23 protein-coding genes and 1 pseudogene are annotated in these 23,334 nt (G+C 71.0%); 18 read left to right on the forward strand and 6 right to left on the reverse strand.

The window, feature by feature from the left end:
* Positions 1 to 258: 258 nt before the first annotated feature.
* Entirely contained in the window at positions 259 to 1,107 is an 849-nt protein-coding gene (gene folD / locus Pflav_RS10065) for a bifunctional methylenetetrahydrofolate dehydrogenase/methenyltetrahydrofolate cyclohydrolase FolD (protein ID WP_173035630.1), read from the forward strand.
* Positions 1,108 to 1,514: 407 nt separating this feature from the next.
* Here folD and Pflav_RS10070 read toward each other — a convergent pair whose 3' ends face one another.
* Positions 1,515 to 2,489, reverse strand: a complete 975-nt coding sequence (locus Pflav_RS10070; RefSeq protein WP_173035632.1) for a carbohydrate kinase family protein — start codon at positions 2,487 to 2,489, stop codon at positions 1,515 to 1,517.
* Between the two features lie 430 nt (positions 2,490 to 2,919).
* On the opposite strand from Pflav_RS10070, the gene Pflav_RS10075 reads away from it, so the two are divergent.
* From Pflav_RS10075 to Pflav_RS10110, 8 genes and pseudogenes are all read left to right on the forward strand, one after another.
* Positions 2,920 to 3,939 carry an extracellular solute-binding protein gene (locus Pflav_RS10075; RefSeq protein WP_173035634.1) on the forward strand — a complete coding sequence of 340 codons (1,020 nt, stop codon included), beginning with the start codon at positions 2,920 to 2,922 and terminating at the stop codon, positions 3,937 to 3,939.
* Positions 3,915 to 4,847, forward strand: a complete 933-nt coding sequence (locus Pflav_RS10080) for an ABC transporter permease (protein ID WP_197938270.1) — start codon at positions 3,915 to 3,917, stop codon at positions 4,845 to 4,847. Before Pflav_RS10075 ends, Pflav_RS10080 begins: the two co-directional genes overlap by 25 nt.
* Entirely contained in the window at positions 4,844 to 5,644 is an 801-nt protein-coding gene (locus tag Pflav_RS10085; protein WP_197938272.1) for an ABC transporter permease, read from the forward strand. The genes Pflav_RS10080 and Pflav_RS10085 overlap by 4 nt, the downstream gene beginning before the upstream one ends.
* A complete protein-coding gene (locus tag Pflav_RS10090; RefSeq protein WP_173035636.1) occupies positions 5,634 to 6,719 on the forward strand; it encodes an ABC transporter ATP-binding protein in 1,086 nt (361 codons plus the stop codon). The genes Pflav_RS10085 and Pflav_RS10090 overlap by 11 nt, the downstream gene beginning before the upstream one ends.
* Positions 6,716 to 7,774 carry a cyclase family protein gene (locus Pflav_RS10095; protein ID WP_173035638.1) on the forward strand — a complete coding sequence of 353 codons (1,059 nt, stop codon included), beginning with the start codon at positions 6,716 to 6,718 and terminating at the stop codon, positions 7,772 to 7,774. Before Pflav_RS10090 ends, Pflav_RS10095 begins: the two co-directional genes overlap by 4 nt.
* Positions 7,774 to 8,805, forward strand: a complete 1,032-nt coding sequence (locus Pflav_RS10100) for a peptidyl-alpha-hydroxyglycine alpha-amidating lyase family protein (RefSeq protein WP_173035640.1) — start codon at positions 7,774 to 7,776, stop codon at positions 8,803 to 8,805. Before Pflav_RS10095 ends, Pflav_RS10100 begins: the two co-directional genes overlap by 1 nt.
* Before the next feature lie 56 nt (positions 8,806 to 8,861).
* Positions 8,862 to 10,154, forward strand: coding sequence for a PucR family transcriptional regulator (locus tag Pflav_RS10105; protein WP_173035642.1), 1,293 nt, complete (start codon positions 8,862 to 8,864; stop codon positions 10,152 to 10,154).
* Between the two features lie 23 nt (positions 10,155 to 10,177).
* Positions 10,178 to 11,920: pseudogene (locus Pflav_RS10110) on the forward strand (bifunctional homocysteine S-methyltransferase/methylenetetrahydrofolate reductase); the annotation flags it as partial.
* Positions 11,921 to 12,044: 124 nt separating this feature from the next.
* Here Pflav_RS10110 and Pflav_RS48610 read toward each other — a convergent pair.
* Together Pflav_RS48610 and Pflav_RS10115 are read right to left on the reverse strand one after the other, a co-directional pair.
* Positions 12,045 to 12,263, reverse strand: a complete 219-nt coding sequence (locus tag Pflav_RS48610; protein ID WP_415624315.1) for an FCD domain-containing protein — start codon at positions 12,261 to 12,263, stop codon at positions 12,045 to 12,047.
* Between the two features lie 5 nt (positions 12,264 to 12,268).
* Positions 12,269 to 12,820, reverse strand: a complete 552-nt coding sequence (locus tag Pflav_RS10115; protein WP_197938277.1) for a GntR family transcriptional regulator — start codon at positions 12,818 to 12,820, stop codon at positions 12,269 to 12,271.
* 168 nt (positions 12,821 to 12,988) lie between these two features.
* Here Pflav_RS10115 and Pflav_RS10120 point away from each other — a divergent pair, with 168 nt between their 5' ends.
* The 9 genes from Pflav_RS10120 (at position 12,989) to Pflav_RS10155 (ending at position 20,084) form a co-directional block, all read left to right on the forward strand.
* Positions 12,989 to 14,254 carry an amidohydrolase family protein gene (locus tag Pflav_RS10120; RefSeq protein WP_173035644.1) on the forward strand — a complete coding sequence of 422 codons (1,266 nt, stop codon included), beginning with the start codon at positions 12,989 to 12,991 and terminating at the stop codon, positions 14,252 to 14,254.
* A gap of 13 nt (positions 14,255 to 14,267) precedes the next feature.
* A complete protein-coding gene (locus tag Pflav_RS10125; protein WP_173035646.1) occupies positions 14,268 to 15,473 on the forward strand; it encodes a cobalamin-independent methionine synthase II family protein in 1,206 nt (401 codons plus the stop codon).
* Between the two features lie 82 nt (positions 15,474 to 15,555).
* Positions 15,556 to 16,323 carry an N-acyl homoserine lactonase family protein gene (locus Pflav_RS10130; protein ID WP_197938279.1) on the forward strand — a complete coding sequence of 256 codons (768 nt, stop codon included), beginning with the start codon at positions 15,556 to 15,558 and terminating at the stop codon, positions 16,321 to 16,323.
* Positions 16,324 to 16,325: 2 nt separating this feature from the next.
* Positions 16,326 to 16,625 carry an SDR family NAD(P)-dependent oxidoreductase gene (locus Pflav_RS47285; RefSeq protein WP_197938288.1) on the forward strand — a complete coding sequence of 100 codons (300 nt, stop codon included), beginning with the start codon at positions 16,326 to 16,328 and terminating at the stop codon, positions 16,623 to 16,625.
* Positions 16,622 to 17,164 (forward strand): SDR family NAD(P)-dependent oxidoreductase, encoded by a 543-nt coding sequence (locus Pflav_RS47290; RefSeq protein ID WP_197938290.1) that lies wholly within the window; start codon positions 16,622 to 16,624, stop codon positions 17,162 to 17,164. Before Pflav_RS47285 ends, Pflav_RS47290 begins: the two co-directional genes overlap by 4 nt.
* Complete coding sequence (locus tag Pflav_RS10140) at positions 17,161 to 18,054, forward strand: NAD(P)-dependent oxidoreductase (protein WP_173035651.1); 894 nt, start codon at positions 17,161 to 17,163, stop codon at positions 18,052 to 18,054. Before Pflav_RS47290 ends, Pflav_RS10140 begins: the two co-directional genes overlap by 4 nt.
* The gene (locus tag Pflav_RS10145) at positions 18,054 to 18,437 is read left to right on the forward strand and encodes a cupin domain-containing protein (RefSeq protein WP_173035653.1); all 384 of its coding nucleotides are present in this window, start codon (positions 18,054 to 18,056) and stop codon (positions 18,435 to 18,437) included. The genes Pflav_RS10140 and Pflav_RS10145 overlap by 1 nt, the downstream gene beginning before the upstream one ends.
* On the forward strand, positions 18,434 to 19,279 hold the full coding sequence (locus Pflav_RS10150; protein WP_197938292.1) for an NAD(P)-dependent oxidoreductase: 846 nt from the start codon (positions 18,434 to 18,436) through the stop codon (positions 19,277 to 19,279). The genes Pflav_RS10145 and Pflav_RS10150 overlap by 4 nt, the downstream gene beginning before the upstream one ends.
* 37 nt (positions 19,280 to 19,316) lie before the next feature.
* Positions 19,317 to 20,084: a carboxymuconolactone decarboxylase family protein gene (locus Pflav_RS10155; RefSeq protein WP_173035655.1), complete on the forward strand. Its 768-nt coding sequence runs from the start codon at positions 19,317 to 19,319 to the stop codon at positions 20,082 to 20,084.
* A 355-nt stretch (positions 20,085 to 20,439) separates the two neighbouring features.
* Here the strand turns inward: Pflav_RS10155 and Pflav_RS10160 are convergent, their stop codons facing one another.
* The 3 genes from Pflav_RS10160 to Pflav_RS10170 all read right to left on the reverse strand — a co-directional run bounded on the left by Pflav_RS10160 (position 20,440) and on the right by Pflav_RS10170 (position 23,288).
* Positions 20,440 to 22,119 (reverse strand): thiamine pyrophosphate-binding protein, encoded by a 1,680-nt coding sequence (locus Pflav_RS10160; protein ID WP_173035657.1) that lies wholly within the window; start codon positions 22,117 to 22,119, stop codon positions 20,440 to 20,442.
* The gene (locus Pflav_RS10165) at positions 22,116 to 22,526 is read right to left on the reverse strand and encodes a carboxymuconolactone decarboxylase family protein (protein ID WP_173035659.1); all 411 of its coding nucleotides are present in this window, start codon (positions 22,524 to 22,526) and stop codon (positions 22,116 to 22,118) included. The genes Pflav_RS10160 and Pflav_RS10165 overlap by 4 nt, the downstream gene beginning before the upstream one ends.
* Positions 22,527 to 22,610: 84 nt before the next feature.
* Positions 22,611 to 23,288: a GntR family transcriptional regulator gene (locus tag Pflav_RS10170; protein ID WP_197938294.1), complete on the reverse strand. Its 678-nt coding sequence runs from the start codon at positions 23,286 to 23,288 to the stop codon at positions 22,611 to 22,613.
* Positions 23,289 to 23,334 lie beyond the last annotated feature (46 nt).

The following is a 23,334-nucleotide window of genomic DNA, read 5'->3' on the forward strand; positions in this document are numbered from 1 at the left end:
GAAGGACACCGGGGATGGTTAGCCCGGAACGGTAGACCGAGATTGTCAGACAGTCAATCATTTCGTCACAGCACTGAAACATAGCTGTCGACCGGAAACCCGTACTGGGCAAGGCGATCGACGCCATCCCGACCGCGAGGTGTCGTCGCGGGTCTGTGCGCCGACCCAAGCCGAGCCACCTCGGTCTTGTGCGCCTCCACATTTCCGCACCGGCCGTGCCGGGGTTAGCGTCGGGCCGACGCGGAGGGAGGGCGAGCGTTGAGCGCGACCATCATCGACGGAGCGGCCGTGGCCCGCAGGATCCGGGCCGAGGCGGCCGCCGGCGTGGCCACGCTCGACCGGCCGCCCGGCCTGGCCACGATCCTGGTCGGCGACGACCCGGCGTCGGCCGTGTACGTGCGCAACAAGCGCCGCCTCTGTGTCGAGGCGGGCATGCGCGACCTGCACCGCCACCTCGACGGCGACGTCACCGAGGTCGACCTCGCGGCGGTTCTCGACGAGCTGGCGCAGGACGAGGCGGTGACCGGCATCCTTCTCCAGCTGCCGCTGCCGCCCCACCTGGACGCCGCCTCCCTGATCGCGCGGATCCCGCCCGAGAAGGACGTCGACGGCCTGACCGAGGCGAGTGCCGGCCGTCTCGCCCTGGGCCGCCCGGGGCTGCGTCCCTGTACCCCGGCGGGCGTGCTGGCCCTGCTCGACGCGTACCAGGTGAAGCTGGCCGGCGCCGAGGCGGTCGTCGTCGGCCGGTCGGACCTCGTCGGCCGCCCCATGGCGGCGCTGCTGCTGCGCCGCGACGCGACCGTGACGGTCTGCCACTCGCGCACCCGCGACCTGGAGGCCGTCTGCCGGCGGGCCGACGTGCTGGTCGTCGCCGCCGGCCGACCCGGCCTGGTCGGCGCCGGCGCGGTCAAGCCCGGCGCCAGTGTCATCGACGTGGGGATCCACCGCGGGCCGGACGGCCTGCGCGGCGACGTGGACTTCGAGGCCGTACGGGCCGTGGCCGGGGCGGTGACCCCGGTGCCCGGCGGTGTCGGGCCGATGACCATCGCGATGCTGCTGGCCAACACGGTCACGGCGGCCCGCCGCCTGGGCCAGCCCGGCCACTAGAGATCTTGGGGCCAAGTTGGGCCTCGGCGTCATGTCGCGGATAAAGATCCAAAACCAGGGAGATTGAGCTACCGCGACGTCCGCTGTGGTCCGGACCGTCGCTCCCGCGGCCTCACCCTTCGCGGTTGGGCAAGCCCACCCCTCGGGTCGTGGTCGGTCGACCGCGACCTTCGCCGCCGGGTCCGCTCTGGGCACCTACCTCCTTGCTCCTCGGCCGGCGGCGGTGGCGGGTGGGGGTTGGGCTTGGACCGCGGACGTGGCAGCGGAGGTCGGGGGTTTCGGCGAGCGCCAGCGAGCCGCCGACCTGCGCGGTGCCCGCGGGAGCATACGGTCAGCGACTGGCGCGGACCGGGGCAAATATCGATCTTAAGAAATTGAATGTGACCCCGACCCTGGAAGATCTTTGGTCAGGGCAGGAACGGGCGGACGTCGGCCGCGGCCTCGGCGCCGTAGGCGTCGGCCAGGCGGTCGAGCAGGTTGCCGCGGTCGGTGGGGTGCTCCTGGGCGCCGGGCGTCTCCAGCGCGATGACGGCCAGGGCGCAGCCGAGCTGGGCCGCCCGCTCGTCGCCGAGGCCCCACTGACAGCCGGCCAGGAAGCCGGCCCGGAAGGCGTCGCCGCCCCCGGTCGGGTCGGTCGGCGTACGGGGCTTGGGCGGCCGGACGACCGTCGGCTCGGCGCCGCCGCGGGTGACCGTGACGCCCCGCTCGCCCAACGTGGTCACCACGACCGACACCCGGCGCGCGAGCTCGACCGGCGACCAGCCCGCCTTGTGTTCGAGGAGCCGGCGTTCGTACTCGTTGCCGAACAGGAACTCGGCGCCGTCCACGAGGGCACGCACCTCCTCGCCGCTCAGCCGGGCCAGCTGCTGGGACGGGTCGGCGGCGAACCGGTAGCCCCGTGCGCGGCACTCCGAGGTGTGGTGCAGCATCGCCGCCGGGACGTTCGGCGCGACGACCACGAGCGGCGTCCCGCCGACCCGGTCGACCACCGGCGCCAGCTCGATCGTGCGGGACTCGACCATCGCTCCACTGTAGAACGACGCGATCTGCTTGCGGGCGTTGTCGGTCGTGCACAGGTACCGGGCGGTGCGCCGGGTCGTGGAGACGTGCAGGAATCCGGTGTCGACGCCGTGCGCGCGCAGCCAGTCGTCGTACTCGCCGAAGTCGGTGCCGACCGAGCCGACGAGCACCGGCCCCAGCCCGAGCCAGCCGAGGTTGAACGCGATGTTCGCACCTGACCCACCCCGGCGGATCTCGAGCTCGTCGACCAGGAAGGAGAGCGAGAGCGCCTCGGCGTGCTCTGGCAGCAACTGGTCGGCGAAGCTGCCCGAGAACACCATGCGGTAGTCCTGGGCGATCGAGCCCGTCACGATGAGCGTCATCCCCGCAGCATCCCAGCCCGGACCGCGCACGGGCACCGTGCGAAGGTCCAATAGCCGGGCCGGGTTCGTTGTGGTGAAGCACAAGGCGCGGAGGCTAGTCCCACCGCCCTCGGTATGGAATGTGGTGGCGCACCAGACCGGGGTGGCGTGTTTTGGGTTGGCGCACAGATCGGGTCTCGCCGTTGCCGACAATGCTGGTCCGGATGCCTTGTGCGATGCGGTATCCGGCCCGCCAGAGCCATTTCGGGTCTGTTAAGAAATGATTGACTGTCTGACAATCTCGGTCTACCGTTCCCGGCAATCCCGTCCCCGGCGTCCACCCCCTGCGGACCGGTGGTGGCCCCGCGCCGCCGGCATTTTCCCCCGTCGAAGGTGAGGTAGGTCCGTGTCCCCTCAGAGACTTTTGGCCCCATTGGTGGCGACGATATTGGTGACGACCGCCTGCGGCTCCTCGTCGGGCGCAGCACCGGAGGCCGTGCCGAGCGACAAGATCACCATCACCTGGCAGTCCACCGGCGGTGAGGCGCAGAAGCAGGAGGCCGAGGCCCTCCAGGGGCCGTTCACGGCGAAGACCGGGGTGAAGTTCAACAACGTCACCTCGCTCAGCTACATCAGCCAGGTGCAGACGATGGTGAAGTCCGGCAAGACGGTCTGGGACGTCGTGCACACCGGCTCGTACCTGGCCAAGGCGTACTGCGGCACCCTGTTCGAGAAGATAGACATGTCGCGGATGCCCGCCACGCAGGTGCCGGAGGGCACGACCACCGAGTGCTCCGTGCCCGGCACCAAGTTCGCCACCGAGTTCGCTTACAACACGACCGCGTACAAGGGCAACGTCCCGACGAAGATCAACGACTTCTTCGACACCAAGACGTTCCCCGGAAAGCGGGTCTTCTACAACAACCCGAAGGGCATCCTGGAGGCGGCCCTCGTCGCCGACGGCGTCGCTCCGGAGCAGCTCTACCCGCTGGACGTCGACCGCGCGCTCAAGAAGCTCGGCACGATCAAGTCCGACATCATCTTCGCGCCCTCGTACACGGCCTTCCAGCAGAACCTTGTCGACAAGCAGGCGACCATGGCCCTCGGGCTGAACGGCCGCCTGCACATCACCAACGAAAGCGGCGGCACCATGGCCCCGGTCTGGGACTTCACCAGCTGGGACTACACCGCCTGGCTCATCCCCAAGGGCGCGCCGAACGCCAAGGCCGCGGAGGAAGCGGTCGCCTTCGCGCTCGAACCGGAGCAGCTGATCAAGTTCTGCGCGATGAACGGTCTGACGCCAGTCCGTACTGACATCGACCTGAACAAGATCCCGTTCACCGAGACGGCCAAAGTCTTCAACCCCTTCCTGGGCTCCGACCGCGGCCGGCAGGCGCGGCAGGACAACACCTTCTGGGCGGAGAACATCGCCGAGGTGACCAAGAAGTGGACCGCTTGGCAGGTGGGCTGACCGTGACCGCCGCACCTGAGGTGGGCGTGCGGCCCACACCCGTACGGCGGGACGGGGCGCGATGGGTGGCCTCTCGCGCGGCCACCCTCGTGCTCCTGATCCCGGCCGTCGTCGCCTTCTGCGTGTTGTTCCTGTACCCGCTCGCCCGCATGATCCAGGTCAGCCTCACCGAGCCGACGACAGGATTCGACAACTACGTCAGCCTGTTCACCGACGGCTACACCGTCCGGGTGATGGTCCGCACCATCTGGGTGGCGCTGCTCGTGGCCCTCATCGACATCCTCATGGCGTTTCCGTACGCGTACGCCATGACGGTGTCGGGCCGGCGGATGCGGGCGGTGCTCTTCACGATCGTGCTCATCCCGTTCTGGACCAGCGCGATCGCCAAGAACTTCGCCTGGCTGATCCTGTTCCAGCGCGACGGCCTGCTCGACCGCGCGTTCGGGGTGTCGCTGCTCGGCACGACGCCGGCCGTGGTGATCGCGATGTCGCAGGTGCTGCTCCCGTTCGCGGTCCTGCCCCTGTACGCGAGGCTGGACCAGATCGACCGCCGGCTGCTCGACGCCGCGCAGGGCCTCGGCGCGACCCGGGCCGGGGCGTTCCGCAGCATCTACCTCCCGCTGTCGGTGCCGGGCATCGCCGCGGCGGCGACCCTGACGTTCATCCTGTCGCTCGGGTTCTACGTCACCCCGGCGATGCTCGGGTCGACCCAGCAAACGCTGATCGCGCAGCTCATCATGATTCGCGTACAGCAGGTGCTGGACTTCGCCGGCGCGAACGCGATCGGCATCCTCCTGCTTGTCGTCACCCTCGCCATGCTCGGCCTGAGCCGGCAGCTCTCCGCCCGGCGCGGCGGCGGTGCGCGGGGCGGCAAGGGTCTGGCCCAGACGATGGGTGGTGACTCGTGAAAGCCAGCCGGTCGTCCCTGTACGCCGTCGTGTTCCTCATCGCGCTGCTCGTCACCGTGCCGACGCTGTTCCTGATCCCGATGAGCCTGTCGAGCGGCACCACGTTCCAGTTTCCGCCGCCCGGATGGTCCGGCCGCTGGTACAAGAACCTCGTCGAGGAACCGGAGTGGCGTGCCGCGGCCGTGACATCGCTCAAGGTCGCGGCCATGGTCACGCCGCTCGCGCTCGTCATCGGCACGTGCGCCGCGTTCGGGCTGCTCCGCCTGGGCCGGCGGCTGCGCACCGCCGGGCTCACCACGCTGATATCGCCGCTCGTGGTGCCGCACATCCTGCTGGCGCTGGCCATCTACGGCACGTTCCTCAAGCTCGACCTTAGCGGTACCTTGCAGGGTCTGGTCCTCGGCCAGACCGCGCTCGCGGTGCCGTTCGTCCTGATCCCCGTGCTGACCCGGCTCCAGGGTTACGACAAGTCGATGACGTCGGCGGCCCTGAGCCTGGGCGCCCCGCCGTTCACCGCCTTCCGGACCGTGACGCTTCCCCTCATCCTCCCGGGGATCGTCGCCGGTGGCGTGTTCGCGTTCGTCGCCTCCTTCGACGAGCTCGTCATCGCCCTGCTCCTACAGGGGCCGGGCGCCACCACCCTCCCGGTCCAGATGTTCAACAGCGTCACCGAAGAAGCCAACCCGACGATCTCGGCCGCGTCGACGATCCTCGTCGTGGTCGTAAGCCTGGTCATCCTGTTGGTACAGCTCGGCTGGATCCGTACGGACCAAAAGGCAGGAATTCATGGGCAATGAGAGCCGCACCGGTCACATCGAGATCCGCAAGCTGCGCAAGCGGTACGGACCGCACGACGAGCCAGCCGTGGACGACATCGACCTCACCATCGAGTCGGGGGAGTTCATCACGCTGCTCGGGCCCAGCGGGTCGGGCAAGACCACCACACTCAACATGATCGCGGGCTTCGTGCAGCCGACGTCCGGGACGATTCGGCTCAACGATCGCGACCTCGCCGAGGTGCCGACGCACAAGCGCAACTTCGGCATGGTGTTCCAGAACTATGCGCTGTTCCCGCACATGACGGTCTTCGACAACGTGGCGTACCCGTTGCGGCAGCGGCGGCTCCCGCGCGAGAAGATGCGCACGCTGGTGGGCGACATCCTCGCCCTGTTCGGCCTCGGCGGGATGGAGTCCCGCAAGCCGGACCAGCTCTCTGGCGGGCAGCAGCAGCGGGTGGCGCTCGCCCGTGCGGTGGTGTTCTCACCGGCGGTGCTGCTGCTCGACGAACCGTTGGGCGCGCTCGACCGGAAGCTGCGCCAGTCGCTACAGGCCGAGGTGAAGAGGCTGCACCGCGACCTGGGGCTGACCTTCGTCTTCGTCACCCACGACCAGGACGAGGCGATGTTCCTCTCCGACACGATCGCGGTGTTCAACAAGGGCCGGGTCGAACGGGTGGGGACTCCCGGCGAGCTCTACGACGACCCGGGCACGCTGTTCGTCGCGGGCTTCCTCGGCGAGGCGAACGTGTTCGCCGGCTCGCTCGTCGATCCGACCACCTACCTCTGGATGGACCGGAAGTGGCGGGTCGCGGGCCCTGAGCGCGCCGGCGACACGGTATTGGTCGTCCGGCCGGAGAAGGTGCGGGTATTCGACCTGGAGTCCGTGCCCGAGGGTTGGAACTCCACACCCGCCGTGGTGACCGACCGGTCGCACCTGGGCGCCGTGTGCAAAGTGGACATGACGTTTCCGGACGGGTCCACGGGATCGGCGACCATGCCGACCGACGCGGCCGTGACGGTACGGCCGGGGGAGTCGGTGCTGGCCGCCTGGGAGCCGGGTGCGCAGGCGTTCGTCCTGCCGGAGCAGGCATGAGCGGGAGTCGCGAGGCTACGGGCCGTGCGCACGACGGTGGACGAGCGCCGAGCGACGGAGCGTGGCAGGCACAGCTGGAGGTGCCGGACTACGCCGCGCTGCGCGCGCGTACCGACGGCCCGCCCGGATCGTCGTGGGGGCTCTTCGGGCCCGACGACGACCTGGGCATGCTCAACTTCCTGACCCCGGAGTGCGCGGTCGCCGCCGCCGCGCTGGTGACGACCGGCGAGGTCTTCGACCTGGACTACCCGCTCAACACGTTCGTGCCGAGCCTGGCCGGGACGCGTCCGGCCACCCGGCACACGATCTTCGCGAACAACCCCAACCACCGCGACGACTGGGTCGACTCGTTCTACCTACAGTCGACCTCGCAGATCGACGGCCTCCGCCACATCCGGCACCCCGTGGCCGGCTTCTACAACGGCGCGGCCGACGCCGAGATCGTCGAAGGCTCACCCCGACTGGGGATCCAGCATGTCGCCGAGCGCGGCGTCGTCGGCCGGGGCGTGCTGCTCGACATGCCCCGCTTCTTCGCGGCACAGGGGCGGGAGCTGGCGCACAACCAGGCGTTCACGCCGGCCGACCTGGACGCGGCCGCGCGGCTGCAAGGCGTGCGCTTCGCGCCCGGCGACATCCTGCTCGTCCACACCGGATGGGCGCGGTGGTACCTCGGGCTCAGCGCGGAGGGGCGGGCATCGCGGCGGCGGGGATCGCCGGGCCTGCACCAGTCCCACGAGATGCTCGCGTGGTTGTGGGACCACAGGTTCAGCCTTGTCGCCGCCGACAACTCGGGCCTGGAGGCGATACCGGTCGACCCCGACTCCGGGTTCCACATTGGAGACGAGCCACCCCCGGAACGCGGCCCCAGCCACAACGGCATGATGCACCGGCAGTTGCTCGCCCTGCTCGGCCTGCTGCTCGGCGAGCTGTGGAAGCTCTCCGCGCTGGCCGAGGCGTGCGCGCGCGACGGCCGGTACGAGTTCCTGCTCACGGCGAAGCCGCTCAACCTGGTCGGTGGCGTCGGCTCGCCACCGAACGCCATGGCGGTGAAGTGATGCGGACGTCGATGGAAGTCGCCGGTCTGCGCGTCCGTACCGGCTGGGAGCGGCTGCCCTCGGGGCTGACCCATCGCGACGTGGCGGACGTGGCGGTGGACCGGGACGACCGGGTCTACCTGTTCGTGCGGCACGACTCCCAGGTGCTCGTCTTCGACCGGGACGGCCGGCACCTCCGAGCCTTCGGCCGAGGGATGTTCAAGATGGCCCACGGCATCACGGTCGACGGCGACGGCTGTGTGTACTGTGTGGACAATCTCGACCACACGGTCCGCAAGTTCAGCCCGCGCGGTGAGCTGCTGTTGACCCTGGGCACGTCGGGCATCGGCACGGCGACCGGGATCCGGCCGGGCGAGCCGGTCAGCGTCCACAGTGTCGAGCGGGTCCGGCACCCGGGTCCGCCGTTCAACGGATGCACCGACGTGGCCGTCACCGACGACGGCGACCTCTTCGTCTCCGACGGGTACGGCAACTGCCGCGTCCACCACTTCTCCGCCACCGGTGAGCTGCTCGGCTCGTGGGGCGAGGTGGGGTCGGACCCGGGGCAGTTCCGGCTGCCGCACGCCATCGTGCTCACCGGTGACGGGCGGCTGCTGGTCGCCGACCGGGAGAACGACCGGATCCAGATCTTCGACCAGGGCGGGACGTTCCTCGGCCAGTGGACCGGACTGCAACGCCCGACCGACATCGCGGTCGCCGGCGACGGCCGGGTGTTCGTGAGCGAGCTGTGGCGGCCCAAGGGCAACCGCGGCTTCCTCCGGGACGACTCCGGCCTCGACCAGCCCAGCCAGGTCGCGGTGCTCGACGCCTCGGGCGCGGTGCTCGGCCGGTGGGGTGCGTCGACCACCGCCAAGAACGCCCCGGGCAACTTCATCGCCCCGCACGGGCTCACGTTCGACTCGCGGGGCAACCTGTACGTCGCCGAGGTGACCTACAGCTTCGCGCTGCGGCCGGGCTGGGTGCCGGCCGACCACGCGAGCCACCAGCTCCAGCGTTTCGATCCCGTCGACGCGTCCGAAGGCGACCGTTGAACACGCAGTCGGGTTTGTGTCTGGTCAGCGGGGCGCCCCGCGCCGAGGAGCGGCCGGTGACCGTCGACTCTGGACCGGGGCCGCGCGTGGTCGAGGAAAACCGGGTGCTGCGCGAGGTCGTCGGGCTGTACACCCAGCTGTCCGGCCTCGCCACCCAGGACAGCGACCTGCGCTCGGTGGTCGCGCTGATCGCGGACCGGCTGGGGGTCGGCGCGATGGTGATCGACGACGAGCGCGACGTGCTCGCCTCGGCCGGGCCGTCGCCCCAGGCGGTCGAGGACGTCCACCACCACTTGCGCCAGCTCGACCTGGGCAAGGTCCTGGCGGCGTCCGCCCGGGCCCGGCGCGCCATCACGCTTCCGGGCGTCGACAACGACGTGGCCCTGGTCGTCGCGCCCATCGTGATGGGCGAGGAGATCCCGGCCTACCTGCTCACCGGCCGGCCTTCGGGCGGCGGCGCGGTCGAGGACCTCGGCCTGCTCGCCACCGAGCACGCGGCGATGATCTGCGGAATCGTCCTCGGCCGGCACCGCCTCGTCGCCTCGGTGGTCGGCAACGCCCGGCTGGACCTGGTCGAGGCGCTGCTGCTGGCCCGCGACCGGACCGAGTTCGAGCTGCACAACTGGGCCCGGCACCTGGGCATCGACGACCGCCGGCCGCACGTGGTGATGACCGTCGCGCTCGAGCCGCCGCCCGGCGGCTCGGCCGCCGGCCTCGCCCGGCTGGGCGCCTATGTCGAGCGGCTGCTGACCGCCCGGCTGAGCGACGCGACCGTCGCCCGGCGGGACACCAGCGTGGTCGCGATCGTGGCCGTCGGCGACGACGAGCGGGCCGCGGTGGACGAGGTGACGGCGGTGGGCCGGCTGTGCCGCGCGTCGTCCGGGGCGCGCTACCCGGGCAGCGGTGTGAACGTCGGCGTGGGCGGCGTCTGCCGGGGACTGTCGGACTTCGCCCGGTCGTACGCCGAGGCGCGGCTCGCCGTGGAGACCACGATCCGGATGACCCGCCTGGGTGGCGTCGTCGCCTTCCGGGACCTCGGCATCCAGCGGTTGCTGTCGCGGGTGGCCGACGTCGACGACCTGCGCGCGTTCGCCGCCGACGTACTCGGCGAGCTGATCGCCCACGAGCGGAACAACTCGACCGACTATCTCAGCACGCTCAGCGTCTACTTCCAGGAGAACGACAGTCCGAAGAGGACAGCGAAGATCATGTACCTGCACCCGAACACGGTCACGTACCGCATCCGGCGGGTCGAGGAGATCACCGGTCTGAGCCTTTCGTCGTACCGGGACCGGCTGACGGTACAGGTGGCGCTGGAGATCATCAACGGACTCGGGGACGAGCTGTGAGCGTGCGCGATGAGCTGGCCGGGATGCTCAGCCGCCGGGTCCTGGTCTGCGACGGCGCGATGGGCACGGTCCTGCACGCGGTCGGCAACTCGCTCGACCAGTCGCTGGTCGAGCTGAACCTCTCCAACCCGGCGCTGGTGCGCTCGGTGCACGACAGCTACGTCGAGGCCGGCGCCGACATCGTGCAGACCAACACGTTCGGCGCGTCCCGCCTGCGGCTGGCCGGCTACGGCTACGCCGACGCGGCGGCCGAGATCAACCGCGCCGGGGTGGCGATCGCGCGGGCCGCCGCAGAGGCGGCCGGACATCGGGTCTTCGTGGCCGGCTCGGTGTCGCCGGCCGTGACCGTACGCCAGCGGGCGAAGGCGACCCCCGAAGAACGCCGCTCGGCACTGCGCGACCAGATCGAGGCCCTCGCCCAGGCGGGGGTGGACCTGGTCGTGCTGGAGACGTTCGGCTACCTCGACGAGCTCGTCGAGGCGATCGACGTGGCCGGCGAGGTCAGCGACCTGCCGCTGATCGCCCAGTCGACGTTCGCCACCGACGGGCGGACGCTGAGCGGTCACGCGCCGGCCGAGGTCGTGTCGGCGGTCGTCGCGAGGGCGGGGAGCAACCTGTTCGCGCTCGGCGTCAACTGCACCCTTGGTCCGCAGGGCTCGCTCGCGGTCCTCGTACAGCTCGCCGAGCGGACCAGCGTCCCGCTGAGCGTCCAGCCCAACGCGGGGCTGCCGCGGCGGGTCGCCCCGGACCGGTTCGAGTACGAAGTGGACTCGGACTACTTCGCGCGCTACGCGCGGAAGATGGTGGCGGCCGGTGCGGCCATCGTCGGCGGGTGTTGCGGCACGACCCCGGAGCACATCCGGGCGGTCGTCGACAGCGTGTCCACGGTCGCGTCGGAGCACTCGCGACGAGCGACCGTCCGCCCGCCAGCCGAGCGCGCCGCGCCCGCCCGCCCCGCGTCCGGCCTACTCGGCGACGCCGGCTTCGTCCTCGGTGGACTTGTCGGGTTGACGGCGGCGGACGCGACCGATCCGGCCGGCCAGCTGGCCGGCGTCCTGCGGCGGGCCGCTTTGGCCCGCGAGGCCGGCGTCGACCTGGTCGCCGTGCGATCGGAGCCGGGAGTACGCCTGCCCACCAACCCGGTCAGCGCCGGCGCGGCGGTGCAGGACCAGCTCGGTCTGCGCGCGGTCGCGGGCGTGTCCACCGCCGGCAAGTCGATCATGATGTTGCAGGCGAGCCTGCTCGGCGCGCACGCCCGCGGCGTCACCAGGGTCATCTGCGAGACGGGCACTCCGACGCTGGCCGGCGACTACCCGAACGCCGACGGTCGCTGGGACGTCGACTCGGTCGGCCTGGCGGAGCTGCTCGCCGGCCTCAACGCCGGTGCCGACCACAATGGACTGCGGCTGCCGAGCCGCACCCAGTTCGAGATCGGGGCGTGGGTCAATCCCGGGGCGCGCGACTTCGCGGCGGAGCTGCGCCGCACCCGGGCCAAGCTCGACGCGGGCGTGCACTTCCTGGTGACCCGGCCGATCTTCGAGCACATCGCGCTGACCCGGATGCTCGAGGTGGTCGCCGGCCGGGTGCCGGTCCTGGTGAGCCTGCGCGCCTTGGCGAGCTTCCAGGAGGCCGAGTACCTGCGCCACGAGGTGCCCGACGTGGTGCTGCCGGACAGCGCGCTTACGGCACTGGCCCGGGCGGGCGCCGCGCAGCGCCGGGTCGGCGTCGAGCTGGCGGTCGACCTGGCCCAGCGGGTCGCCGGACTGGCTGGCGGCCTCCTGGTCGGCGTGGACGACGATCCCAGCGCGCTGGTCGAGGTGCAGCGTGCGGTGAAGTCCCTCAAGGAGGGTACCTCGGCCCATGACCAGCCTGGCCCGCGCCTTGCCGCGCTCAGTGGACCGGCTCGGACATCTCCGACAGCCGGCCGACGCCCGTCTTCGCCGCGGCGCGCACGTGCGCGGCGCACGCCTGCCCGGCCCGCTCGACGTCGCCGGCCTCGATGGCATCGACGATCGCGGTCAGCTCGTGCACGGAGTCCAGCGCCCGGCCCGGCACCGACAGCGACGTCGACCGCAGCAGCCTGATCCGGCTCTGGAGGATCGTCAGCATCTCGGTCAGCGGTGGGCTCGCCGCCCCGCCAGCAGCGCCTCGTAGAACGCGTCCTTGGCGCGCAGTCGCTTGTTGGTGTCGCCGCGGGAGCGGACCGCCTTCTCGTACCCGGTCAGCGCCTTCCGCAGCTCGCGCACCCGCTGCGGCGTGGCCCGCTCGACGAACCGCTGCACCGCGAGGACCTCGAGCGCGACGCGCATCTCGTAGATGTCGACGGCCTCGGCGACCGACAGCACCGAGACGATCGCGCCGCGCTGCGGGATGACCGTGACGAGCCCTTCGGACGCGAGCCGCGCGAGCACCTCGCGAACGGTGGCGCGGGAGACGTCGAGCTCCTCGACAAGCTTGCGCTCGATCAGTCGCTGACCCGGCCGGATCTCGAAGTCGAGAATCGCCTGGCGCAGGACGGACACCGCCTGCTCCCGCAAGGGCGCGGCGACCCGGCCCACCGGACCGACGCTCCACTGGGCGGCGCCGTTCGCCTTCGCCGGGGTGCGGCTCGTGGTCTTGGCCGGCGTGCGGCTCGTGGTCTTGGCCGGCTTGCGGGGGGTCGACATGGCTCTGGACGCGCTCCCTCGCCTAAGAAAATGGGATTCTGTCCGACCAGCATACCGCCCGGCAAGGACTCCGATCGGACTTCGTGGCCGGGCACAAGATTGACGGACTGTCAGACAATCCCGTGGTAGCGTGAGTCAGCTCCGCCGCCGCGGGTGAAAGGGATTTCGATGACCTACGACCTGCTGCTCGTCAACGGCCATGTGCTCGATCCGGGCCAGGGCATCGACGACCGACTGGACATCGCCATCACCGGCGGCCGGATCGCCGCGGTGCAGCGGGAGATCCCGCCCGGGCAGGCCCGCCAGGTGCTCGACCTGAGTGGCACAGGGCGGTACGTCGTGCCCGGCCTGATCGACGTGCACACCCACGTGGCGTACGGGGCCACGACGCCCGGTGTCGGCATGCAGTGCTGCGCGCCAGACTTCATCGGCGTCGAGTCCGGGGTCACCACCGTGCTCGACGCGGGTTCCGTGGGCGTGGCGAATGTCGGTGTGCTCGCCGCCCACGTGGTCGACCAAGCCAGGACGCGGATCATCTGCTACCTCAACGTGGGCAGCCACGCGCACAGCATGCCCGGCAAGGCCGACGTGTCCGCGCTGACCGACATCAACGCCGACGCGATCCGGGCCTGCGTCGCGGCGAATCCCGGTCTGGTGCGCGGCTTCAAGCTCCGGCTCGTCGGCCCGCTGGTCCTGACCGACGGCGAGGAGATCGTCACCCGGTCCAAGGCGCTCGCCCGCGAGCATGGCGTGCCGCTGATGGTGCACATCGGCGACCTGTTCGGCGCGGCGGAGACCGCGGCCCGGATGCAGGAGGTCACCCGGTTTCTGATCGAGTCGTTCGGGCCCGGCGACATCCTGACCCACCTGTGTACGCCCAACGTCGGCGGCGTGATGCACGCTTTCGACCAGACCGCACCCCTGCTGGCGGCGGCCCGCGCGCGCGGCGTCGTGCTCGACTCCGCGCTCGGCATGGGCAACTTCGGCTACCGGGTCGCCAAGGAGCAGCACGCCGCAGGGCTCGGGCCGGACACCATCAGTTCGGACCTCACCGTCTTCGGCCAGACCTTCCACAGCCTGCTGGAGTGCATGGCCAAGTTCATGGCCGTCGGATACAGCCTGTCCGAGGTGGTCGAGATGACGACGGCGAACGCCGCCCGTGCGATCGGCCTCGACGACACGCTCGGCGCGATCGCGGTCGGGCGGGAGGCCGACCTGACCGTGTTCGACATGGTGCCGGGCGAGTTCGAGTTCACCGACACGGTCAAGGAGTCGTTCACCGGAGAGGCCGGGCTGGCGCCGGTGCAGACCATCCGGGCCGGCGTGCCGTACGCGCCGCGCTGGGGCACCCATCCGTGGGGCTGGTTGCCGGCGCGGGCCAAGGCGGTCGGCAACCCTTCACCCGCGGCCACCGCCGTGGCCGCCACGAGCTAGAGGAGTCCCGCGCATGAACCGAACCACCGACCGGATCCGCACCACCCACGGGGGCAACCTGCCCCGCCCGGAGGACCTGGACGCGCTTATCGCCAAGGGCGAGCCGGCGCGGGCCGACATCGACGCGCGGGTGCCGGGCGCGGTCGCCGAGGTGGTGGCGAAGCAGCTGGATTGCGGCGTCGACATCCTCAACGACGGCGAGTACGTCAAGGCGGCCGCGGCAACGCATTACCACGGGTACATCTTCTCCCGGGTCACCGGCTGGGAGTGGCTGCCGGTGGACGCGACCCGCCAGCCCAAGCGGGCCGGCGTGGGTGCCCGGGACCGCGCGGACTTCCCCGGCTTCTACGCCTCCGGGCTGTGGCTGTCCGGCTCGGGCGGCCCGGTCCGGCCCGGCTTCGCCACCCCCGGCGAGGTCCCGCCCGAGCGGACGACCGTCCAGGTGTGCACCGGCCCGGTCACGTACACCGGACAGGCGGCGATCGCCGAAGACGTGCGGGCGCTCAAGGCAGGCATCGAAGGCAAGGACGTCGACGGCTTCATCGCCGCGCTCGGCCCGCTCAGCCTCGGCGCGGGCGCCCGCAACGAGCACTACGACAGCGACGAGTCGTACATGATGGCGGTGGCCGAGGCGCTGCGCGAGGAGTACAAGGCGGTCACGGACGCGGGCCTCGTCCTCCAGATCGACGAGCCGGAGTTCGCCACGACCTGGCAGTACAATCCAGAGTGGACGCTCGAAGAGCTGCGGCGTTACCTGCGGTTCGCGGTCGAGGTCGTCAACCACGCGGTCGAGGGTCTGCCGAGCGAGCTGATCCGGTTCCACATGTGCTGGGGGAGCGGGCACCGTCCGCACACCCGGGACGTGCCGCTGCGCGACATCGCGGACCTGCTCGTCACCATCGACGCGGGTCACTATGCGGTCGAGTCCGGCAACGTCCGGCACGCGCATGAGTGGCGGGTCTGGGAGGACGTCAAGCTCCCCGAGGGCAAGGTGCTCGTGCCCGGCGTCGTCAGCCACGCGACCGACCTTGTCGAGCACCCGGAGCTGGTGGCCGAGCGGCTGGTCAACTTCGCCAGCGTGGTCGGCCGGGAGAACCTCCAGGCGGGTACCGACTGCGGGATCGGCTCCCGGGTGGGTCACGCCGAGATCGTCTGGGCCAAGCTGCGGGCGATGTCCGACGGGGCGGCCCTTGCCACGTCCCGTTTGTGGAAGGCTTAGGCCACCCGACCAGGGCGGATGACAAGATTGTATGATTGCCCTACAGTTTCCTGGGCAAGGTGCCGGGGAGGGCGGTGGGGCGGTGGCGGAGGTACTCGCGGTCCGGTATGGCACGCGTGCGGCCCGCAAGAGCGAGGTGTTCCTGCACTTCGACATGTACGGCGAACCCGACGCCGACATCCAGATGGACTACTACTTCTGGGTGCTGCGGCTCGGCGGCCAGACGATCCTGGTCGACTGCGGCTTCAACGAGGCCAGCGGCGGGCGCCGGAGGAGGACGATGCTCTGCCCGCCCAGCCGGGCCCTGTCCCGGCTGGGCATCGACCCGGGCACGATCACGACGATCGTCGTGACCCACGGCCACTACGACCACATCGGCAACCTGCCCGACTTTCCGGACGCGCGGCTGGTGATGGCCCGGCGGGAGTACGACTTCTGGACCAGCCCGATGGGCGGCAAACCGCTCTTCGCCGTCTCGGCGGAGACCGACGACGTGGCGGCGCTGCACGCGGCGCACGACGAGGGCCGGATCGAGTTCTTCACCACCCACACCAGCCTGCCCGGCGGCGTCGACCTGGTCGAGGTCGGCGGGCACACCCCGGGCCAGCTCATCGTGCGGGTGGGAGATGTGGTGCTCGCCTCCGACGCGCTGCACTACTACGAGGAGCTGGACGAGGACCGCCCGTTCGTCCACGTCGCCGACCTGCCGGCGATGTACGCGGGGTTCGACATGCTGCGCCAGCTCGGCGAGACGCACCGCCTGGTCGCCGGGCACGACCCGGACGTGATGCGGCGGTTCCCAGTCGTCGGCGACGGCCTCGCCGCACTGATCACATTGGACGGGAGTTAGGTATGCGCGGACTCGCGGGCAAGGTCGCGGTGGTGACCGGTGCGGCCGGCGGTATCGGTGCGGCCACCGCGCGGCGGCTGGCCGCCGACGGAGTGCACGTCGTCGCGGTGGACACCGACGAGGACGGGGTGCGGGCGGTGGCGAAGTCGCTCGACACCGACGGCGCCTGGATATGCGCCGACGTGTCCAACGAGGGCGGCGTGAAGTCCTATATGGACCTCGCCGTCGAGCGGTTCGGCCGGGTCGACCTGCACCACCTCAACGCCGGCATCGCCGGTACGCTCGCCCCCTGCCGGACGTGACCCTGGCCGAGTTCAACCAGGTCATGGCAGTGAACGTGCGCGGCGTCTTCCTCGGCGTCCGCGCGGCCTTCCGCCGATACGCCGAGCAGGGCGGCGCCGGGAGCATCGTGATCACCGGCTCGATCGGCAGCCTGCGCGGCAGCGCGGACCTGCTGGCGTACCAGACGTCGAAGCACGCGGTGCTCGGGATCCTGCACGGCGCCGCGATGTACGGCGGACCGCTGGGCGTCCGGGTGAACGCGGTCGCGCCCGGCATCGTCCCCACCGACCTGTTCGCCGCGACGCCCGACGCGGCCGGCGGCAAGGACGACATGGTGCGGCGGGCCAGCAGTACCCCGCTGCGGCGGGCCGGCACCGGCGACGACATCGCGAGCGTGGTGGCGTTCCTGCTCAGCGACGACGCCGCGTACCTGACCGGCGAGGTGGTCTCGGTCGACGGCGGCGCCAGCATCGTGAGCACGGTACGGCCGTCGGGTGGCGCCGGCGCCTGGGACTTCGCCGCCCACGACCGCGCGCTGTACGGAAAGGACGTCTCATGAGGGTGGGGTTCGTCGGGCTGGGCAACATGGGCGGCCGCATGACCCGCAGGCTCGTCGACGCCGGCACGCCGGTGCTCGGCTTCGACACCGACCCGGAGCGGGCGGCCGCGGCGGGTGCCTCGCTGGCCGGCAGCGTGCAGGCGGTGGCCGAGGAGAGCGACGTGGTCTTGCTCTCGTTGCCGGACAGCCCGGTCGTGGAGGCGGTCGTGCTCGGCCCCGGCGGCGTACTGGAGTCCGGCCGCGCCGGCCAGATCGTGGTCGACCTCAGCACCGCGGCACCGGCCTCGACCGTCCGCGTCCACGACGCGCTCGCCAAGGCCGGCATCGAGTACCTCGACGCGGGCATCTCCGGTGGTGCCGCCGCGGCGGAGCGGGGCAAGCTCACCATCATGGTCGGCGGGTCAGCGGACGCCCTCGCGACGGTGCGGCCGGTGTTCGCCGCCTTCGCCAGCACAGTCGTCCACATGGGACAGCCGGGTGCCGGGCACACGACGAAGGTGCTCAACAACTTCCTCAACGCGATAAGCCTCGCCGCGACCGCCGAGGTGATGGTGGCCGCCAAGCGGGCGGGACTTGACCTGGCCCAGGTGCTCGACGTACTCAACGCCAGCAGCGGGGTCAACTTCGCCACGCTCAACCGCTTCCCGCACATCATCAAGGGCGACTACCTCGAAGGCGGGCTCACCAACTCGCTGATGACCAAGGACGTCGCGCTGTACGTCGACTGCCTGGGCCAGCTCGGCGTACCGTCGCTGTCGGCCGCGGGGCCGCTCGCCGCGTTCGGGCTCGCCAACAACCTCGGGTACGCCGACAAGATCAGTAACCGCGTGGTCGACGCGATCGGCGACGTCGCCGGCGGGACGCGGCTGCACACACCGGAGGAGCACTGATGGAGATCGTTCGGGGGAGTGCCGGCAGGCTGCCGTCCGAGCAGCGCACGGCCACGTTTACCGGCACCGTCTTCGCCGACCCGCTGCGGTCCGGGCCGGACGTCACCATGGCGAGCGTATTCTTCGCGCCCGGCGCCCGGACCTACTGGCACAGCCACGAAAAGGGGCAGATCCTGGTGGTCACCGCCGGCTCCGGCCTGGTCTGCTCGGCCGGCGGCGTACCGCAGCTGCTGCACCCGGGTGACACGGTGTGGGTGCCGCCCGGCGAGGCGCACTGGCACGGCGGCGGCCCGGAGACGTACCTGGTCCACCTGGCGATCTCGCTGGGCCAGACCGGCTGGCGCGACGCGGTCACCGACGACGAATACCTGGCCCGCGCATGATCGGCTTCGTCGGGCTGGGCAACATGGGCGGTCCGATGGCCGCGCGGCTGGTCGAGGCCGGGCACGACCTGTGCGTGTACGACGTCCTGCCCGCCGCCCGCGAGCATTTCGCTGGCACCGCGACGCTCGCCGAGAAGGTGACCGACGTGTCCACATCGGACACGGTGCTGCTCATGCTGCCCGACTCCACAGTGGTCGAACACGTCGTGCTCGGCGAAGGGCTCCTGGACCAGCTCGCCCCGGGCACGCTGCTCGTCGACATGAGCTCCTCGGATCCCGGCCGTACCCGCGCGCTGGCCGGCACCGCCGCCGAGCGGGGTGTCACGCTGGTGGACGCGCCGGTCTCCGGCGGTGTCGCGGGGGCCAAGGCGGGCACGCTGACCATCATGGTGGGTGGCCCCGCGGACGCTTTCGCGGCGCTGGGACCGCTCTTCGGTGTGCTGGGCACGCGCGTGGTGCACGCCGGCGAGGTGGTGGGGGCCGGCCACGCCATCAAGGCGCTGAACAACCTGATGTCCGCCGCACACCTGATGGTGGCGTCGGAGGCGCTGCTCGCCGGGCAGGCGTTCGGGCTGGACCCGCGGGTGATGCTCGACATCGTCAACGCCTCCAGCGGCCGCAGCGGCTCGACCGAGACCAAGTGGCCGAAGTTCGTGCTGCCCGGCACGTACGACTCCGGGTTCGGCCTGCGCCTGATGCTCAAGGACATGGGCATCGCGCTCGGCCTGCAGGAAGCGACCGGTACACCATCGGCGGTTTCCGCGGCGGCCGTGGCGGCCTGGGCGGCGGCGGCCGAGGCACTGCCCCGGACGCCGACCACACCGAGGTCGCCGCCTGGCTGATGGCGCGCATGACAACCGACGAACAAGGGAGTGGCCCGTGCTGACCGCCGAACAGCAGCAGATCAAGGACGAGTTCATCGCGGTCCGCTCCACGTGGAGCGACACCTGGGAGCGGATCCTGGAGCTCGACCCCGCTTTCCTGCGCGCGTACCTGAACTGGTCGGCCGTGCCGTGGCGGAAGAACCACCTCGACCCGAAGGTCAAGGAGTTCATCTACGTCGCCGTCGACGCGGCCGCCACCCACATGTACACGCCCGGCGTCCGGCAGCACATCCGCGCCGCGCTGGCCTTCGGCGCCACCCCGGCCGAGCTGATGGAGGTGCTGGAGCTGACCAGCACGCTGGGCATCCACGCCTGCAACATCGGCATACCGCTGCTGCTCGAAGTGCTGGAGGAGGAGGGCCTGCGCACCGGCCCGGCACCGCTGGACGAGCGGCGGGAGCGGCTGAAGGCCGAGTTCACCAAGAACCGCGGCTACTGGCACGAGTTCTGGGACGGCCTGCTGGAGCTCGACCCCGAGCTGTTCGAGGCGTACGTCGAGTTCTCCTCGGTGCCGTGGAAGACCGGCGTACTCGAACCGAAGGTCAAAGAGTTCGTCTACATCGCCTTCGACGCGGCGGCCACCCACCTGTACGCACCCGGCCTGAAACTCCACATGCGCAACGCGATCCGCCTCGGCGCCACGACCGAGGAGATCGTCGAGGTGCTGGAAATCGCCAGCGTCATCGGCATCCACGCCGCGACGACCGCCGTCCCCATCCTCGCCGAGGAGCTGCGACGCGACCGCGAGGCCACCGCCAGCTAGCGTCCACGGTGGCGGCTGCGGGATCCATTCAGGACCGAGATCCGAGCTACCACGACGTCCGCGGTGGTTCAGACCGCTGCTCCCGCAGCCTCACCCTCCGCGCTTCACAACCAAACCCGCCACCCGCACGGCCCGCGCTGACGGTGGGTGGGACGCGCCCGCTCTGCTTCCCTAGGGAAGCGGGCCCCGCGACAAGCAGCGGATGGCGGCAGGCCACGGACTCTTCCTTGATCGGCCCGATCGCGGGGTGCCCCTCCTGCGTCCGTGGCGAAAAAGCGCCCCGCCAGGGGCAATTTCTCGACACGGACGCCCCAACCACCCACCGATCAAGGCACCGTCCTGATCGGACGGAGGGTCAGGTGATCGGTTGGGGGGCGACTACGCCGATGTCGGTGTGGACGTCGACCACCACCGGGCGGTCGGCGGACAGGGCGCGGTCCAGCGCGCCGGCCAGGTCGCCCGGCTTGTCGACGCGGATGCCCAGCGCGCCCATCTCCTCGGCGATCCGCGCGAAGTCCACGTCCTTGTAGGTCCACAGCTCGCGTGCGCGGTCGGTGGCCTGCCCGCCGTATGCCCGGTCGAAGCCGCGCTTGCTCTGGTTGCCGCCGTGGTTGTTGTTCACTACGGTGACGAGGTTGACCCGCCGGCGTACGGCGGTCTCGACCTCGCCGAGGTGGTAGTAGAAGCCGGCGTCGCCGGTGAAGGCGACCACGGGCCGGTCGGGCGCGCCGCACTTGGCGCCGATGCCCGCCGAGAATGCCCAACCCAGGTGGCCGGCGGTGCGCAGGTAGCTCTGCGCCGGCGCGGTGATGTCGTGGAACTGCGCCATCCACATGCCGGCGTGGCCGGTGTCGACCACGAGGACCGCGTCGGCCGGCAGGCCGGCGGTCAGCTCGGCGCAGACGCGCTCGGGGCGGATCGGCACCGCGTCGCTCGTGAGCACGTCGCGGTAGCGGGCCCGCCACGCCGCCTTGGCATCATCCACTTCGGACAGCCAGGCCGTGCGGTCGGGCTGTCCATGATGGACGGCGAGCGCCAGCATCCGGGTGAGTGCGGCCTTCGCGTCGGCGACGACGGGCGCCCGCAGGGGGTAGTTGCGGCCGAGGCGCGACGGCTCGATGTCGATCTGGACCGCCGGGGTGCCGATCGGTGGTACCGCCCAGAAGTGCGTGGTCATGCCGCCCGTCGCGGTGCCGATGAAGCAGACCAGGTCCGCGCGGCCGACGATCTGGTTGGCGCACTCGCGGGAGTACGTGCCGACCACGCCGGCGGACAGCGGGTGGGTGCCCGGGATCGTGTCCTTGCCGTTGGCCGAAGTCGCCACGGGGATGCGCAGCGCCTCGGCGAGTGCCACGAGTTCGGCGCCGGCGCCGGATGTGCGCACCCCACCGCCGGCGACGATGACCGGCCGCCGCGCCTCGGCGAGCAGCCGGAGCACCGCGGTCACGCTCTCGTCGTCCGGCGCCGGCCGCACCGGTGGCACCTGCGCGAAGCCCGGCTCGACGAGCGGCTCGGCGTCGGTTTCCGCCGTGTCTAGCTGCCCTTCGTTGCCCTGGATCTGTAGGTGGACCGGGCCGGGGGAGCCGGTGGTGGCCACCCGGAACGCGTGCCGGAGCATGTCGGGAAACCGGCTGGCGTCGTCGATCGTGCCGTTGAACTTGGTCACCGGCTCGAACGCGGGCAGGTCGTCGATCTCCTGGTACACGTGCCGGAACTTGGTCGCCGGTGACCGGCCGCCGGTGAGCGCGATGACGGGGGAGCCGGCCAGGAAGGGCTCGCGCAGGCCGGCGGCGAGGTTGAGCGCGCCGACCACCTGTGCCGCGACGACGCCGGGGCGGCCGGTCACGCGGGCGTAGCCGTCGGCCATGTAGGCGGCGGCCTTCTCACCGTGCGTGACCACCCGATGGATGTGCGGGTGGTGCTGCTCGATCTCGGCCAGGGTACGGCGGAGGATCGCCGGCACCAGGAAGACATGTGTCACGCCGTAGCCGTCGAGCATGTCCGCGACGATCCGTGCACCGGTGCGGCGGCTCACGCGCTGGTGCTCCCGACCGCCGTCTCTTCGCGCAGCTGCTCGATCACCTGCTGGGCGAGGCGGAACGACTCGAGCGCGGCCGGCGCACCGCAGTACGCCGCGGTCTGTAGCAGCACCTCCTGGATCTCGTCCTGGGTGCATCCGTTGCGGAACGCGCCGCGCACGTGCACGGAGAACTCGTGCGGGCGGTTGAGCGCGGTCAGCATCGCGAGGTTGAGCAGGCTGCGGGTGCGCCGGTCGAGCCCGGGCCGGGTCCAGACGTCGCCCCAGCAGCTCGCCGTCACGTACTCCTGCACGACGCGGGTGAAGTCGGTGGCGTTCGCCATCGATCTGTCCACATGCGAGTCGCCGAGCACTTCGCGCCGGACCCGCATGCCGCGCTCGCGTCGGCTCTCGTCATCACTCATGGACCGCTCCCATCTCAATGTCCGATCATCATACAATCCGACGAGGCGAACGGAAGGGAGCCGATGGTGAATCACATGGAGTGGCTAGGCCTGGTCCTGCTCGGAGAGGGCGATAAGCCCAGCGCGGCCGGCCTCTTCGACGTGCCGGGCGCAGGCCGCGGCGGCGGCGTCGGCATCGTTGGCCAGGACGGCGTCGACGATCGCGCGCAGCTCCTTGGTGCTGTGCTCGACCCGCCCCGAGACGGACAGCGACAGCGACCGCAGCACGCTCACCCGCGCGTGCAGGCTGCCGACGACCGACCGCAGCGCGTCGTTGCCACCGCCTTCGAAGAGCACGTCGTAGAAGGCGTCCTTGGCGGCGAGGACCGGTGAACCCTTGGCGGTCAGCCGCTCGATCCGCTCGATAGCCCGGACCAGCGCCTTGCGCTGCGCGGGGCTGGCCTGCTCGACGAAGAGGCGGCCGGCGAGGGCCTCCAGCACCGAGCGCACCTGGTACAGCTGGCGCGCCTCCTCGGCGCTGACGCTTGTGACGATGGTGCCCCGGTTGGGGATCGCGGTGACCAGGCCCTCGGCGGCGAGCTCGCGCAGCGCCTCGCGGACGCTGGTGCGCGAGACACCGGTCAGCTCCACAAGCTCGCGCTCGATCAGGCGCTGTCCCGGCGCGAGCCGGCGGTCGAGGATCGCCTGGCGCAGGTTTTCCACGACCTGTGAGCGGATGAGGGCTGGGGTCCGCTCAACCCGCAACGTATTCGCTCGGGTCACCGCCGTCCTCCCTCCGCGCGCCACCTGACCTGCTTGTGCCTGACAT

It is taken from the genome of Phytohabitans flavus (assembly GCF_011764545.1).
In the GTDB taxonomy this organism is placed as follows: Bacteria; Actinomycetota; Actinomycetes; order Mycobacteriales; family Micromonosporaceae; genus Phytohabitans; species Phytohabitans flavus.